Genomic DNA, 13509 nt, shown 5'->3' with positions numbered 1-13509 from the left:
ATGCCGTGCGGTGGCCAGATCGGCAGCGCGAGTTAATCCTCGCTATCCAAGTAGCCGGTGAACTCCGCCTGGAAATCCGGGTGGTCATCCGCCCACGTATTGCCAGTTTCGTCTTCCCAATCTTCCATGGCGTACTTAATGCTCAAGCGTGCGTCGTCCGCGTCCGTGATCTTGATCGGGTGCGACGGCTGCGGCCCCCGCTCACTCAACAGCCTTGCGCGCTCATCAAACGCCCCCTCCTCCGAGGAAGCCCGTACGGTGAACATGCCCTCATCATCGATGATGAAGTAGAAGCCGCGGCCGAGATCGTAGACCACCACATCCGGGCCCGACATGTAGCTGGCCTCCGGGAACACCTGGGACGGGTGCTGCAAAAACGCGTCCAACGCCTGCGTGATGTATAGGGACGCAAGCAGCGCAAACAGCTCACACACCGCAGGAGAAAACGCCGGCTGGTTGCCGTTCTTCGCCAGCGCGTTATCCACATCCTCCTCATAGAGCGACGTAGCCAACGCGAGGTTGCGCAGCGCCATAGACAGATCTACCGCACGCTGCTCATTGGTGAGCTGCGGGTCCCTCGCTACGGCAGCGACCTCAGCCGCGTACTGCAGAATCCGCGCCTGGCGCTTTTCAAACTGGTCGTAGATGACATGGTCAGCGTCGATACGCTCGGCAAGCTCAATGATCTCCTGCTGCGTAATCGCAGGATCCTCGCCCTGCACAGGCAGCGGGGTGAAATACAGTGTGTATTCTTCCATGGGTTTCATCCTTTGAAAGTGTTGCTCGGATAGTTTGTGGTGCGTTAACGGAAGTTCAGGTACGCCTTCGAGGCCGTCGGCCCACGCTGCCCCTGATACTTCGAGCCCAGCTTGGACGAGCCATACGGGGTCTCCGCAGCCGACGTCATAGCGAACAACGCAAGCTGGCCCACCTTCATGCCCGGCCACAGCGTGATCGGCAAATTCGCCACGTTGGACAGCTCAAGCGTGATGTGGCCTGAAAAACCCGGGTCAATGAAGCCTGCGGTGGAGTGCGTCAGCAGTCCTAGGCGGCCCAGGGAGCTTTTTCCTTCAAGACGCCCCGCCAAATCCGCCGGCAACGCAAAACTCTCAAGCGTTGCCGCCAACACGAACTCGCCCGGGTGCAGCACAAACGCATCCCCCTCCGGGACCTCAACCAGTGTGGTCAGGTCCGGCATCTCCTCTTTCGGATCAATGTGCGTGTACTTCGAGTTGTTGAACACCCGAAACAGGCTGTCAATGCGCACATCGATCGAACTCGGTTGAATCATCTCCGGATCAAACGGGTCGATGCCGAGGCGGCCGGACTCAATAGCGTCGCGAATGTCATGATCAGAAAGCAGCACGTATGCGAGTGTACTTCCCTATTTTTGGGCTTGGATTGCACGGTGCTAAAGTCGAGGACGCTGCCGGCGTAGTTTAGTGGTAGAACATCAGCTTCCCAAGCTGAGAGTGCGGGTTCGATTCCCGTCGCCGGCTCCAATGTCGCCGGCTCCACTATGACGTCGAAAATGATAAGTACCCTTTTGCGTTAGCGAGTACGCCCCAAGGGGGTCAAGAAAATCGCTTGCGTTAGCGAGTGTATAGCGCGTTTGCCCTGACCTGCGGAAATGCTTTCCTCTCTTTCGACCGAGCGAGCGTTTGCGTTAGCAGGCGTTGATTTGGTCGAGGTGGATAGCGTGGTCGGCGACCTCGGTAACGAGTTCAGCGTCGTGGGTGATGACGATGACGACGGCACCAGTGTCAGCGAGTTTACGCATTACTCGGGAAATCGCGACAAGGTGCTTGTAGCCAACACCTGATGTCGGCTCGTCGAAGATGTAGACCTTCTTGTTCGCGGCAAGCGCTGTAGCAATAACCAGACGTTGACGTTGCCCACCAGAGAGTGCTTGGGGATGATCAGCCTCATGGTCGGTGAGGTCGAGTTCTTTAAGGATCGCCTGGGCGTCGATGTGTTGTTTTTCCGCTCTCGTTATCCCGAGCGTGACTTCGTCAATAGCGGTGTCTGAGAATAGCTGCCGGGTGGGGTCTTGCATTACGAGGTATGCGTCCCGGTTGGTGAATTTTTGCCTATTGAGTGTGATGGATGCACCTTTGGCTTTTTCGAGTCCGCAGATGATGCGTGCCAGTGTTGATTTGCCTGACCCGCACGGGCCGAGGAGCGCTGTGATTTTCCCTGCCGGAAAGAGCAGATGGCCGATGTTGAGAACCGTGTTTCCGTGGCGGTAGGCGAAGGTGAGGTTGTCAATCTCAAGCCCATCTCCTGCCGGTTGCGGAAGTTGTGGCATAGGCACAGTCACTAGGGATCGCAGCCCAAGCTGTTTGCGCTCCTCATCCGAGGTAGCGTAGAACTCTTCGCCGGTTGCGGTGAGGGCGATGTTACCTTTATCGAAGCAGTAGACACGGTCAGCGATCCCGGAAAGGAAACTTAGCCGGTGTTCAGCAATGATGATGGTGTGTCCATCAGCTTTGAGCCTGGCGATGAGTGTGGCGAGTTGGTCGATAACGTCAGCTGAGAGGTTCGCGGTCGGCTCGTCAAAGACAATCAGCGACGTGTTGTTGCACATGGCGACGGCGCAGGCCACGCGTTGCATCTGTCCGCCTGATAGTTGTGTGACGCGGGATTCCAACAGGTCGGCGATACCTAACTCGGCTGCAACCTCGTCAATGCGGGCACAGATCTCCTGCGGGTCGCGGCCGAGATTTTCTGGGCCGAAGGCGAGTTCTTGACGCACGTGAGTGGTGTAGAACTGGGTGCGCGGGTTTTGAAACACTGTCGAACAGTGGTGGGCAAGCTCTGATAAATCTACTCGTGCCACGTCAATGTCGTCGACTGTGACGCTTCCGGTAAGGTCGCCGTCGTGGAAGTGCGGGATGAGCCCGTTAAACAGCCGCAACGCGGTGGTTTTCCCCGACCCTGACGCACCACACAGCAAGGTGACGGTTCCAGGTGTGATGGTGATGGTTACGTCATTGATTGAGGGGTGGTCTGCTCCCCGATAGGTGAAGGTGACCCCAGTTGCTTGGGCTGTTGTCATAGGACGATTCTCCATATCGCGAAGCTGATAACGATGAGCAGAATGACCGCGTCGATCACACGGAATTTCACGACCGTGACTGAGGTGGGCTTTGCGGTTCCGCCCAGTCCGCGTACAAGGGCAGCAGATGCCAGTTCGTCTCCGCTGCGTACCACGGTCGATAGCAGCGGGATTGTGAAGTACTGGGCCGCACGCAGGGAAAGCGCGGACATGCCGCGTAGTTTCATGGCATCTGAGATCGCTTTAACCTCGTGGCCGATCACGGGCAGCACACGTAACGCGACTGAGATCGGGATCGTGAAACAGGTCGGGATTCGTGAGCTGGCGAGTGCTTTTTGCAAGGTGGCAGGTCGGATCACACCGATCGCGTAGGCTCCCATTCCTGCGCTGACACTGAATCGCCACATCCACTGCAAAAACAGCACGAGGAACGCGCTGGCCGTTGACTTCCACACCAGTGGTATCACGAAGACGAGTGTGCCGAGAGCCGCAAACGTGGCCAGGTAGACGGCAACCCAGCTCGGGCGCACGAGCGTGTTGGGATTGATCGCAGCGCTCGCCAGCATCACGGCGGCGAATCCGCCCAGAGCACACACGAACCACGGCGAGTAGGCACTGTAGATCGTGGTGGAGACGATGACGAGCGCTACGATAATCGTGCGCGGGTCGGGAAGTTTAGACAAGACCGGCCCGTTCAAAGTGCTTACGCGCCACCCTGGTTCCCAACAGACCAGCAAGCCAGCCCACGATGAGCATCACAACGAAGAAGCCCAACAGAATCGGAATCGTGACAACCTGCGCCATCTTCGCGGCATACTCGGCGCCCATTTGTTCGGCGATCTGCGACATATATGCGTCTTGGTTCATAAATAGCGGAATCCACGGGGAAACATAGATCGGCAGGATAAACAGTGCATATGCCAGCGGGACACGAACTTTCACGCTCTTCGGCCCCTTGGTGATCACCAAGTCAGCGAGCAGGCCGAACACAGCGGCGATCGCAATTCCTCCCACCCAGTGACCCGTTACGAAGAAGAGGACTTCGATGAGGATCAGCATGATTGTCAATGCCCCCATCTTCGGAGTGCGGGCAGTAAACAGCGCGAACACGGTGCCGTTGACGAGAATGGAGAGTAAGAAGCCGGCATACATGGCAGCCGGAATGAACCCGAGCATTCCGAATGCAAACACGATGACGAACATCAAGGCGGTGAAGACGCCGATATTGATGAAGTCGCGCGTGTTTAGGCGCGAGGACGTGGGTGTGGACATAGTTTTTCCTTTCATGTGCGTATACGTGCTGTGTTTAGACGAGTTGCCATCCGGCAGCATTGATGCGTTCTTGCCAGAAATCGCGGTATTGACCTGGCTGGTTGACCAGCTCGTCGTGGCACCCGCGCTGGGCGATACGCCCATCGTGGGAGAGCACAATGATTTGGTCAGCTTGGCGAATGGTTTCAAGTTTGTGGGCGATCACGATTAGCGTGGAGTGCTTGCGTAGCTCGTTCATCGCCGCAACAATGTTGGCTTCATTTTCCGCGTCCAACGCGCTGGTGGCCTCATCGAACAGCACGATCGGGGCTTTCTTCACCAAGGCGCGAGCGATGGACACTCGTTGGCGTTCCCCACCTGACAGTGCACGCCCGCCAGCACCCGCCAATGAATTCCAGCCGTCTGGGAGGCGGTTGACAATTTCCGTCACGCCCGACAGCTCAGCGGCCCACCTGATTTCTTCATCAGTAGCTTCGGGATTGCCAAGGCGAATGTTGGCTTCGAGAGTGTCATTGAATAAATAGACGTCTTGGAAAACGAGAGACACCTGGCGCATCAAATCTTCGGTGGTCTGCTCGCGCACATCAACCCCGCCAACGCGTACGCTGCCGGACTGCACATCCCAGAAACGTGCAACCAACCTCGCGATTGTGGTTTTTCCGCAGCCGGAAGGGCCAACCAGGGCACACATGCCGCCTTGCGGGACATGGAAGGACATATCACGGAGAACCGGGGTGTCCGGATCGTAGCCGAAGGTGACGTCCTCGAAACGAACATCACCAGGTGCCCTCACTGGTGTAGAGGCATCGGGTTCGGACAGTTCGGGGGCATCCATGACCTTGTCGACGTGGTTCATCTGCTGGCGGCGTTCTTCCAGCCCGGTCATGCAGCCACCGATGTCTTGGAGCATGGTGGTGAACCGCAGGCACATGCCGATTGTGACCACGGCGTTCAGCGCATTCATTTGCCCGCCGAGGGCGAGTTGGGCGGTCAGCCAGATCATTATCACGACAAGGGCTTGGACGAACATTCCATTAATCAGGTTCGCTAATGTTTCGATCCACAATGCTTTGCGGCTTTTGCGGTCAGCCTGTTTGAATGCCCGATCAAGGGCCGGGTAGTCGTCGGCGACATGGCAGGAGCGCAGCGCGCCTTGGCAGGTGGCGAATTCGACCATGCGAGCCGCCAATTCTGACTCAGCTGGTTCGGAAACCTGCTTACCTTTATCAAGAAGCACGCGGGAGATATGGAGGAAGGCGAGCATGATCGGGAACGCGATCGTCAAGGTCAGTCCCAGCCGCCAATCCCAGAACCAGGTTCCCACAGTGATCACCAGCACGGCTGAGAGTTTTTGGACGAGGGAGAAAATGAAGTGCGCCGCCGACTCGCCCAAGTTCATCATTTCCTGGGTGACCATGCGCGACAGTCGGCCAGAGCTACCCGAATCGAACACTCCCAACGGTAGGCGGGCTACTTTGTTACCTATTGCGTGGTGGACGTCGTGAATGAACCCGAGCGCGCCAATATAGCCGGTGCGCATGCCATAAAACTCGGTGCCTACACCCGCTACCGAGATCACCGCCAAGGCGATGAGCCAGCCCCAAAACGATAACCCCCACACCGGCATTCCGGTCGCTAGGGCACTTGCTGCGGGAAGCAGAATCAGCAGGGCAAAGCCGTGACACAGTCCTGAGACCGCACCCCACGCTTGACCGACCGAGAGGTCACGCCACGAGGCGGGTTCCATCAAACGCTTAAAGCGTGGCAGCAATAGTTGATTCATCGTGTCATCTCCTCACATGCACCTTGGGCAAGAAGTGCCTGATAGTGCGCATTACCCAACAGCTCGTCGTGTTTACCGACCACAGCAATGCGCCCGCGTTCCATGACGACAATCTGATCCGCGCCCCTGATCGAGGCCAACCGGTGGGCGATCACAATCACGGTTCTGCCTTTGGCAAGAGTCGAGAGAGCTTGTTGAATTTTCGATTCCGATTCCGGGTCCGCCATCGCCGTCGCCTCGTCCAGCACCAACACTGGGGCATCAACCATGAGCGCCCGGGCGATCGCGATACGGGCTGCCTGCCCGCCCGAAACGTGGGTGTCCTCCCCCAACACGGTGTCGTAACCATCTGGCAGGCTCATGATGAACTCGTCGATCTGCGCGGCTCTCGCCGCCTGTCGCACCTGATCCAAGGTTGCGTCTGGCGCGCCCAGGGCAATGTTGTTGTGGATGGTGTCGCGAATAAGCTGTGCATCTTGCAAGACGAACGCGACCGTCGAATACAACACATCCTGGGAAATGCTCTTTAGATCAACCCCGCCGATAGTGATCGTGCCAGCGTCCGGGTCATCGAAGCGGGCAATTAAACTCGCCAACGTCGACTTCCCCGCACCCGACGGGCCAACCAGCGCGGTCACCGTGCCTGCCGGAATGCTCAGGCTCACCTCGTCTAATGCCTGGGTGTCGTCATAGGCATACGACACACCCCGAATCTCGATATCATGACCGTGTGGTGTCTGTGGCGCATCGGGCTGACTCAACGCTGGTAGCTCCATGACGTTCACCAGCCTCACTGCCGCAGACCCTGCGAGCTGGTACGACCAGGCGATGGTTGCGACTGCCATCAACGCTCCCGGCAGCACCAAGGCGATCAACGTCGTCGTTATCACCTCGTAGATGCTCACCCAACCGGCGTTCATCATCAACGCGCCACCGCCAAGGTTCACGATCAACAACACCGGGATCGACACCCACGAAAATGAGGCGACCGACATCGACACCAGCGGCATACACCACGCCCGGTAGAACTTAGAAAACTCGTTAGCTGCATCTAAATAGGCTTTATGTGCTTGGCCGACCTTGCCGAATGCTTTCACCACTGAGATACCGGCAACGAACTCGGCCATCGTTGCCGAAACCTGAGCGAGCTTGGTGTCCATTTGTGCGGTCTTCTCATTCATCCCACGCATCGACATGCCATACATGCCCACATAAATCGGAATCGTCGCAATCGACAGCAGAGCGAGCCGCCAATCCACCACAAACGCATATATCAACAAGGCGAGCGGGGATACGATCGCGTTCAGTTTCTCGATCGGCCCGTGCGCGATCACTGTATGCACCGTGGCCGTATCATCCTGAATGGTCTTGCGGATCTTCCCCTCACCCTCGCGGGTAAACCACGACAGCGGAGCAGTCGACATTCGGGCGGCAATTTGCCGACGCATCTGATTACGCAACGACAGGTCAATAAAATGCGTCACGCCCAATGCAACAAAATATAAGGTCAACCGGGTCATGTATGCGCTGACGAGAAGCATGACAATCCAGTTCACCCGCGCCGGGTCCATCTGGTCTTGCATAAGTTCTCTGCCAAGCTCCACCAGAGCCACATACGGGGCAATAGCCAACACACCAGAGAGAAAAGCCAAAACCTGCGCGACGAACAGCTTGCCTTTCACCGGCTGCGATAGCTGACGGATTGCGTTCTGGCCAGCGACAGATTTTTCCTTCGCGGACCCATACTCACCGTCAACAACCTGATCCATTGCACTATCGTCCATGCAAACACCATCCTTCTTAGGCAAGGCTAACCTTATCTAAATTCTGGGAGGTGTACCTAACCGTGCACGTCAACCGCTACAACATCATCCTTGCAGGGCCATGCTCACCTGTTCACCGTTACGGAATACGAACCGGATCCCGTCCTCGTCTACGATGGCGTGATCGATGAGTGCGCTCCACTGCGCGGGGCGAAAATCGCTCACAGGTTCGCCCGCCAGATCGCCTAGGGCTGTGGTGACGGCGGCATGCTTGGCAGTGTTCGCTGCAATATCTGCCTCTAGGCTCGCTTTGTATGCGAGCGTCTTACGGTAGATAGTATCGAATTCGGTGTAGCGGGCTTGGTAGGCGTCCTGGTCGAGCGCGCGTTGCTGGTTTTCCGCAATCAGCGCTTCGATCTGCTCGGTGAGTTCCACAAGTTTCGCCTGGCACGCGGCAGCTTGTTCTTCCAAACGGCTCGTACCGAACATGTCGCCAAGCACCTGCGGTAGCTGGCTTTGCTGCGGACGGCGGGCGATCAGTTGATTGAGCGCTTGCACGAAAGAATCCTTGATCTGCTCGTCTTTCACCGTCGCGCTGCTGCAGGGATGTTCGTCTGTGTATTTGTGGTTGCATTGCCAGACTGTGTACTTGTATTTCGTGTTCGACGCCCACGTCTTACGCCCATACCACACCCCACACCGAGCACATTTGAGCCGGGTGGAGAACAAGCCGACTTTCGCTGACGATATGTTGCCATGCCTGGTGGCGAGCTCGTATTGCACTTGATCCCAGATGCGTGGAGCAATAATCGGCTCGTGGTTGCCTGTTACGTAGTATTGGGGTACTTCACCTTCGTTGACCTTCATCTTTTTAGTAAGGAAATCGGTGGTGAACGTCTTTTGCAGCAGGGCGTCGCCTTTGTATTTCTCGTTCGACAGGATGGAGCGCACTGTCGATGTCGACCACACTTCTTTCCCGCGTGGGGTGAGGATCTTGCGGGCAGCGAGTTCGGTTTTGATTTCGCTGATGGCCATCCCGTCAAGGAACAGCTGGTAGATCAGCCTGACGGTCGGAGCTTGGGTTTCGTCGATGACGAGGCTGCCGTCTGCTCCTTTCTTGTATCCGAGTAGGGATTTGTAGGGCACCATGACTTTCCCATCTTGAAAACGCTTCCTGTGCCCCCAGGTGACGTTCTCGGAGATCGAGCGGGATTCTTCTTGCGCCAGTGAGCTCATGATCGTGATCAATAGCTCGCCTTTGGCGTCAAAGGTGTAAATATTTCGCCGGCTCCAATATGACCAGGGTTTTGTGCCCTGGTCATTTTCGTGGGTTCGGGCTCGGGCTCGGCGGCAAACATCGGATAGCAAACATCGGATAACGTCCGTTTTGGCGCTTCGGACCCCTATCCGATGTTTGCTATCCGATCTTTAGCGTCTACGTCGACTGAACGCCTCAATCGCGTTTTCATCACCTGGCGGCACATCCATAAACATGTAGCCTAAAAGACGTGCTTGACCAGCGTTTGCCCACAACCTTGGCATTGTCTGCTCTCGCGCTTATCTTCAGCGGCGCAGGCGTCCTTCAGCACTACCCCACTACCCCACTATTCACCGCGCTGATCATTATCCAAGCACTCAGCCTCATCGTCGCGCCCAACCATCCACGCATCAGCACCGCCACCTACATCGCAGCATTTATTACCGCATTACTAGTCGGCTACTCGACAGGCTTCGAGCTATTCCTCGGTGTCTTTCTTATCACCGCTCTCACCGCCACCGGCCACCCTATTCTGGCAATCCTAAGCGCCACTACCATCACGCTTGGCGGCTTCTACTCACCCACCAACGCCCGCATCGAATTCGATATCGGCGCTGTGATTATCTTCATCACCATTATCGCCCTGGCTCACCTTCTTGGCTTGTGGATTCACCACACTCACCAACAACACCTGAATTCACAACGGTTTGTCTGGTTTTTGGCTAGAATTCACCCCCGCGAACAGGATCTACTGATCGCTGGTGGAGGCTATGCTCTTGGAGCACTCATCTGCGCAGTTCCTGCAGTTGGACAAAGTGCGTGCTTGGTAATTGGAGCCATTATCACAGGGGCAAGCTGGGCTATCTCCAGCTACGGAAAGTGTAATAATCGTCTGCACGTAGATTTTCGTTGGACTGGATCCGTGAAAGGCGAGAGGTGCACCTAATGACCATCAGCATCAAAGCGATCATCCCCTTCTTTATGGGGGCGTTCTTCTCACTCATGCTAACCGAGAGATACGACTCTTTGATTCTTGGAGTTGGTTTCCTCACTGTAGTGACCATCGCTTGCTACGTGTCGAATCGCGTAATCACAAAGTCGGACTCGACCAAATCTTAAGCGCCACCGAACAGGCAACCCTCACACCCACGCGACTGTGCAGGGGGTCGGCGGTTCCACCGACACTAAGATCGCCTTGTAGGAGCTGCCGCCACCGGTAGTGTAGCGCAGGACTTTCCAATCCGGGTTGTACTCCGTTGCACGCGCAAGCTCTTCAGGGTTGTGGTTGTAGGCGCAGACCGTTTCGGTCCCGTTCGGGCTAGTAAACGCGAAGGTGATCTTGGTGCCGTCGTGCTCAAGCACCTCGATGGGGAACCACATGTACTTCTGGTTCATGGCGCGTAACACCGGAATGTAGTACTGATTGTGGCCGACAGCCACAAGGTCACACTCCTTATACGTGCAGGCGCGACGTGCCTTTGGTTGTTTTGGCAGGGGCACCACGACGTCGCCAACTCGTACAGCACCAGCGATGCGTGAGTACTCAAACTTCGCACCGGTATTGGCAATAAACATCATCGCCTCGGCCGGATCGTTGAACTCTGCGACGACAGCCTCGTCAGTCCCATCCAGCGTGAAGGTGAACACAGTCCCGGTCAGGCTGGATAGGGTTGCCGGGGTCCAGTCCGTAGGAAAATCAGTGGACATAAGAAAACACTCCTGAAACATCGCACTTCCGGCGCGGCGATTGCTCGTGCCGGCGGATCTTCTCCCGGGGGCACCGTGCGCGATGTGCGCGGTTGCCAGCCGACGAGCCGGGAGGCTTTGAAATACGTCGGACTTCGTGATCCACGTGAAACCCTACTAGACAGAGCTGTCTGGTGCAAGTTGGCGTCGAAAAGCAATAAGCTCTTGGGGGTGAAATGGTTTATAACACTGGCACTTGGGTACGGCGCGGCGCTGGGACTGCAGGAGCGACCCAGGCTGCCGTTTAACAACCCGGATTTTGTGCCAACGCACCCGACGCCGGTGCTGTATATCCATGGGATTAACTCGCGGACGGCGTCATTCAAGGAGAACGCGAATTACCTGGCTGCCCAAGGTTTTTGGGTGTGGGGATACGACTACGGTGACATGATCGCGCCCGGGTTTTTCGGCGTGGGCGACCTGGATGCGATTGTGGAGGACGTCGCGCAAAACGTGGAGCGCGTGCTGCGTGAAACCGGCGCTACACAGGTAGATATTGTGGCGCATTCCCAAGGCGCGCTGATGACCAAAATGTTCATCGCCCGCGGCGGGGCGGCAAAAGTGCGACGCGTGGTGGCCATGGGCGGCAACTTCCACGGCACGGACATGCGGGGCTGGGCTGGCCGCCTAGGCAAGGTGGCCGCTCGCTATCCGCGCCTGACGGCACTGCTTGCTTCCGGCGCGTCGCAGCAACTCGTGGGCTCGGCGTGGCTGAAGCGCTTCGCGGACGTGCCGGATACGGACCCGTCGATCGTGTACACCTCGATCTACTCCCCCAGGGATCATGTGGTGACGCCGAATTCGGCGTCGCAACTGAACGCGGTCGGTGGCGCCGACGTGGTCAACATTGACTCCGGTGCGATTTACGACGGCTACGCGCCCCTCCACTCACTCATGCCACGAAACCCACTCTACGCTGCACTAACCGCGTGGGGGCTCACCCGCGACGTGGGCGAGCACACGCCGCCGGCGCTGGAGATCCACTGAGCAACTGATCCACTGAGCAACTGAGAAGAACTAGCCACACTTCACAATCGGCACCGGGGTGTACACCGTGGTCTGGGTTTCGCGGGAAAGCTCGTTGCCCGCAAGGTCATAGATCACTCGCGTGTCAGAAGTGGTGAAGCCCGGCGCGCCCGAGGACGGGATACAGCTGCCGCCGGTAACGCGCTGCTCCTGCGGCTGCGTTGTCGCCCAACGTCCACCGTTGAAGGATTCCACGGTGGTGGTTTTCACGCCCATGAGACTGACGGTGACGCTGCCACCGCCAACGTTGGTGACAATCTTGACCGGGTGCGGGGAGTCGTTGCGGAACTGCAGGTCAATGGCACCTTCATACACGGTCGCCTCACGGCCGGCCGGGTAGCGGGAGATGTAGTAGGAGTGCGGGGTGTGCGCCACATCCGTCATCGCCGCGAAGTATGCGGCGTTGTACAAGGTGGTGGCGAACTGGGAAATACCGCCACCCACCGCGGTATCCGCGCGGCCGTTCAAAATGATGCCGGATTCCACGTACCCCTGCGCCGTGCCGCGCGGGCCGGTGTAGCCGTTCAAGGAGAACGTCTCACCCGGGTTGACCACAGCACCCGAAACGGTCTGCGCCACCAGGGCGATGTTTTGGCCGGATGCGGCGGAGTATCCGCTGGTGGTGAAGCTGCCAACCACTTGGTCGAACGTAGCGTTGGCGGCGTCCTCAGTAGTAAATGTCGCCGGTTCTGGTTTGTAGGTTGCGTCCCATTCACGTGGGGCGCTATCAAGCAACCTGCCCTCAAAACCGTCTAAGGTTTGCTCCCAATCCACCACCAGTCCGTCGATGGATTCCTGCACGCCGCCGCCGGTGAGTACGCGCGCGTTTTGCGCCTCAACCTCCGTCGGCGCGAGCTGCTCACCCAAAATCCCCTGCGCGGCCTCCACATTGACCTGCGGCTGGATCTTGCCGTCCACCACCGGGAACTGGATGATCTCACCCAGTCGCTCCTGCGGCACCATCGCCGCCACCGCCGGATCATTACTGCGCACCGTCAGCGGCCCGTTCAACGCCGCGCGCACCGGCCCCTGCTCCGCAGCACGCACCGCCGCCTCGTTCACGGCAGGCTCCACGGTCACCGGCTCAACCTCCACCCCTTCCGGTTGTAGCCACTGGGCCTTGACCGCTTCGCTCAGCTTGTTTGCGGCGACGTCCTGCCCCAACACCGGCCCATCCACCTTGGCGCGCCCACCTTCAATATGGATCGCACCATCAACGGGATCCCGGTGCAGCTCAGCGCTTAAGGTTTCCATGGCGGGGTTGAACTTCGCGTCATCCACCTTCGCCACTGCATCAACCTCACGCTGCGTAAACAAGCCGCGCAGCCTGCTGATCGGGTTGGCGGACTCAACGCCAACGGCGTCAATGGTTGCGTCCCAATCCATCACCAGACCGGCCTGGGCCGGAACGAACTGCGCGGTGGCCTGGTCAGCGCGTACGGAAACGGGGTTCGTTTCAATGTTGCCAAGCTCGTCTTGGAGCTTCCCTTTGGCACTCTCAGGCTTCATACCCCCAATTGCCACTCCACCAACGGTGGTGCCGCGCGGGACGTTGCCGCGGTTCATCGCCAGGTCCGCCAGGTAGATCGCCAGCAAGACAGCC

At 57.9% G+C, this 13509-nt stretch carries 12 protein-coding genes, 1 tRNA gene and 1 riboswitch; of the genes, 3 read left to right on the top strand and 10 right to left on the bottom strand.

All coding sequences use genetic code 11. From position 1 onward, the window contains the following. Window positions 1–32: 32 nt before the first annotated feature. The gene (locus AK829_RS11015; protein WP_052205880.1) at window positions 33–758 is read right to left on the bottom strand and encodes a hypothetical protein; all 726 of its coding nucleotides are present in this window, start codon (window positions 756–758) and stop codon (window positions 33–35) included. Window positions 759–802: 44 nt separating this feature from the next. Further along, window positions 803–1366 (bottom strand): dCTP deaminase, encoded by a 564-nt coding sequence (gene dcd, locus AK829_RS11010; protein WP_052205878.1) that lies wholly within the window; start codon window positions 1364–1366, stop codon window positions 803–805. Between the two features lie 62 nt (window positions 1367–1428). Between dcd and AK829_RS11005 the strand changes: the two genes are divergently transcribed. Further along, window positions 1429–1502 (top strand) — tRNA-Gly (locus AK829_RS11005). Window positions 1503–1666: 164 nt separating this feature from the next. On the opposite strand, the gene AK829_RS11000 is transcribed toward AK829_RS11005, so the two are convergent. From AK829_RS11000 to AK829_RS10975, 6 genes are all read right to left on the bottom strand, one after another. Next, window positions 1667–3058, bottom strand: coding sequence for an ABC transporter ATP-binding protein (locus AK829_RS11000; protein ID WP_052205876.1), 1392 nt, complete (start codon window positions 3056–3058; stop codon window positions 1667–1669). Then, complete coding sequence (locus AK829_RS10995) at window positions 3055–3741, bottom strand: energy-coupling factor transporter transmembrane component T family protein (protein WP_052205874.1); 687 nt, start codon at window positions 3739–3741, stop codon at window positions 3055–3057. The genes AK829_RS11000 and AK829_RS10995 overlap by 4 nt, the downstream gene beginning before the upstream one ends. Beyond that, window positions 3734–4330 carry an MptD family putative ECF transporter S component gene (locus AK829_RS10990; protein ID WP_035757768.1) on the bottom strand — a complete coding sequence of 199 codons (597 nt, stop codon included), beginning with the start codon at window positions 4328–4330 and terminating at the stop codon, window positions 3734–3736. Before AK829_RS10990 ends, AK829_RS10995 begins: the two co-directional genes overlap by 8 nt. A gap of 34 nt (window positions 4331–4364) precedes the next feature. Next, window positions 4365–6113, bottom strand: a complete 1749-nt coding sequence (locus AK829_RS10985; protein WP_052205872.1) for an ABC transporter ATP-binding protein — start codon at window positions 6111–6113, stop codon at window positions 4365–4367. After that, window positions 6110–7897, bottom strand: coding sequence for an ABC transporter ATP-binding protein (locus AK829_RS10980; RefSeq protein ID WP_052205871.1), 1788 nt, complete (start codon window positions 7895–7897; stop codon window positions 6110–6112). The genes AK829_RS10985 and AK829_RS10980 overlap by 4 nt, the downstream gene beginning before the upstream one ends. Window positions 7898–7981: 84 nt before the next feature. Beyond that, complete coding sequence (locus AK829_RS10975) at window positions 7982–9124, bottom strand: recombinase family protein (RefSeq protein ID WP_232305742.1); 1143 nt, start codon at window positions 9122–9124, stop codon at window positions 7982–7984. 260 nt (window positions 9125–9384) lie between these two features. On the opposite strand from AK829_RS10975, the gene AK829_RS10970 reads away from it, so the two are divergent. Further along, window positions 9385–10080 carry a hypothetical protein gene (locus tag AK829_RS10970; protein WP_052205869.1) on the top strand — a complete coding sequence of 232 codons (696 nt, stop codon included), beginning with the start codon at window positions 9385–9387 and terminating at the stop codon, window positions 10078–10080. Window positions 10081–10274: 194 nt separating this feature from the next. Here the strand turns inward: AK829_RS10970 and AK829_RS10965 are convergent, their stop codons facing one another. Next, a complete protein-coding gene (locus tag AK829_RS10965) occupies window positions 10275–10841 on the bottom strand; it encodes a hypothetical protein (RefSeq protein WP_052205867.1) in 567 nt (188 codons plus the stop codon). A gap of 17 nt (window positions 10842–10858) precedes the next feature. Beyond that, window positions 10859–10983: riboswitch (SAM riboswitch) on the bottom strand. A gap of 68 nt (window positions 10984–11051) precedes the next feature. On the opposite strand from AK829_RS10965, the gene AK829_RS10960 reads away from it, so the two are divergent. Continuing rightward, window positions 11052–11867 carry an esterase/lipase family protein gene (locus AK829_RS10960; RefSeq protein WP_232305741.1) on the top strand — a complete coding sequence of 272 codons (816 nt, stop codon included), beginning with the start codon at window positions 11052–11054 and terminating at the stop codon, window positions 11865–11867. Window positions 11868–11897: 30 nt separating this feature from the next. Here the strand turns inward: AK829_RS10960 and AK829_RS10955 are convergent, their stop codons facing one another. After that, window positions 11898–13472: a VanW family protein gene (locus AK829_RS10955; RefSeq protein ID WP_083439931.1), complete on the bottom strand. Its 1575-nt coding sequence runs from the start codon at window positions 13470–13472 to the stop codon at window positions 11898–11900. Window positions 13473–13509 lie beyond the last annotated feature (37 nt).

Origin of the sequence: Corynebacterium riegelii, from assembly GCF_001263755.1 — a bacterium.
GTDB lineage: Bacteria > Actinomycetota > Actinomycetes > Mycobacteriales > Mycobacteriaceae > Corynebacterium > Corynebacterium riegelii.
This window is presented reverse-complemented; position numbering and strand designations above follow the sequence as displayed.

What these genes read in the sequence shown, in the direction of transcription:
- AK829_RS11015 (WP_052205880.1), bottom strand. Translation starts at nt 758, where the DNA reads ATGGAAGAATACACACTGTATTTCACCCCGCTGCCTGTGCAGGGCGAG.
- AK829_RS11000 (WP_052205876.1), bottom strand. Translation starts at nt 3,058, where the DNA reads ATGACAACAGCCCAAGCAACTGGGGTCACCTTCACCTATCGGGGAGCA.
- AK829_RS10990 (WP_035757768.1), bottom strand. Translation starts at nt 4,330, where the DNA reads ATGTCCACACCCACGTCCTCGCGCCTAAACACGCGCGACTTCATCAAT.
- AK829_RS10985 (WP_052205872.1), bottom strand. Translation starts at nt 6,113, where the DNA reads ATGAATCAACTATTGCTGCCACGCTTTAAGCGTTTGATGGAACCCGCC.
- AK829_RS10980 (WP_052205871.1), bottom strand. Translation starts at nt 7,897, where the DNA reads ATGGACGATAGTGCAATGGATCAGGTTGTTGACGGTGAGTATGGGTCC.
- AK829_RS10965 (WP_052205867.1), bottom strand. Translation starts at nt 10,841, where the DNA reads ATGTCCACTGATTTTCCTACGGACTGGACCCCGGCAACCCTATCCAGC.
- AK829_RS10955 (WP_083439931.1), bottom strand. Translation starts at nt 13,472, where the DNA reads ATGAACCGCGGCAACGTCCCGCGCGGCACCACCGTTGGTGGAGTGGCA.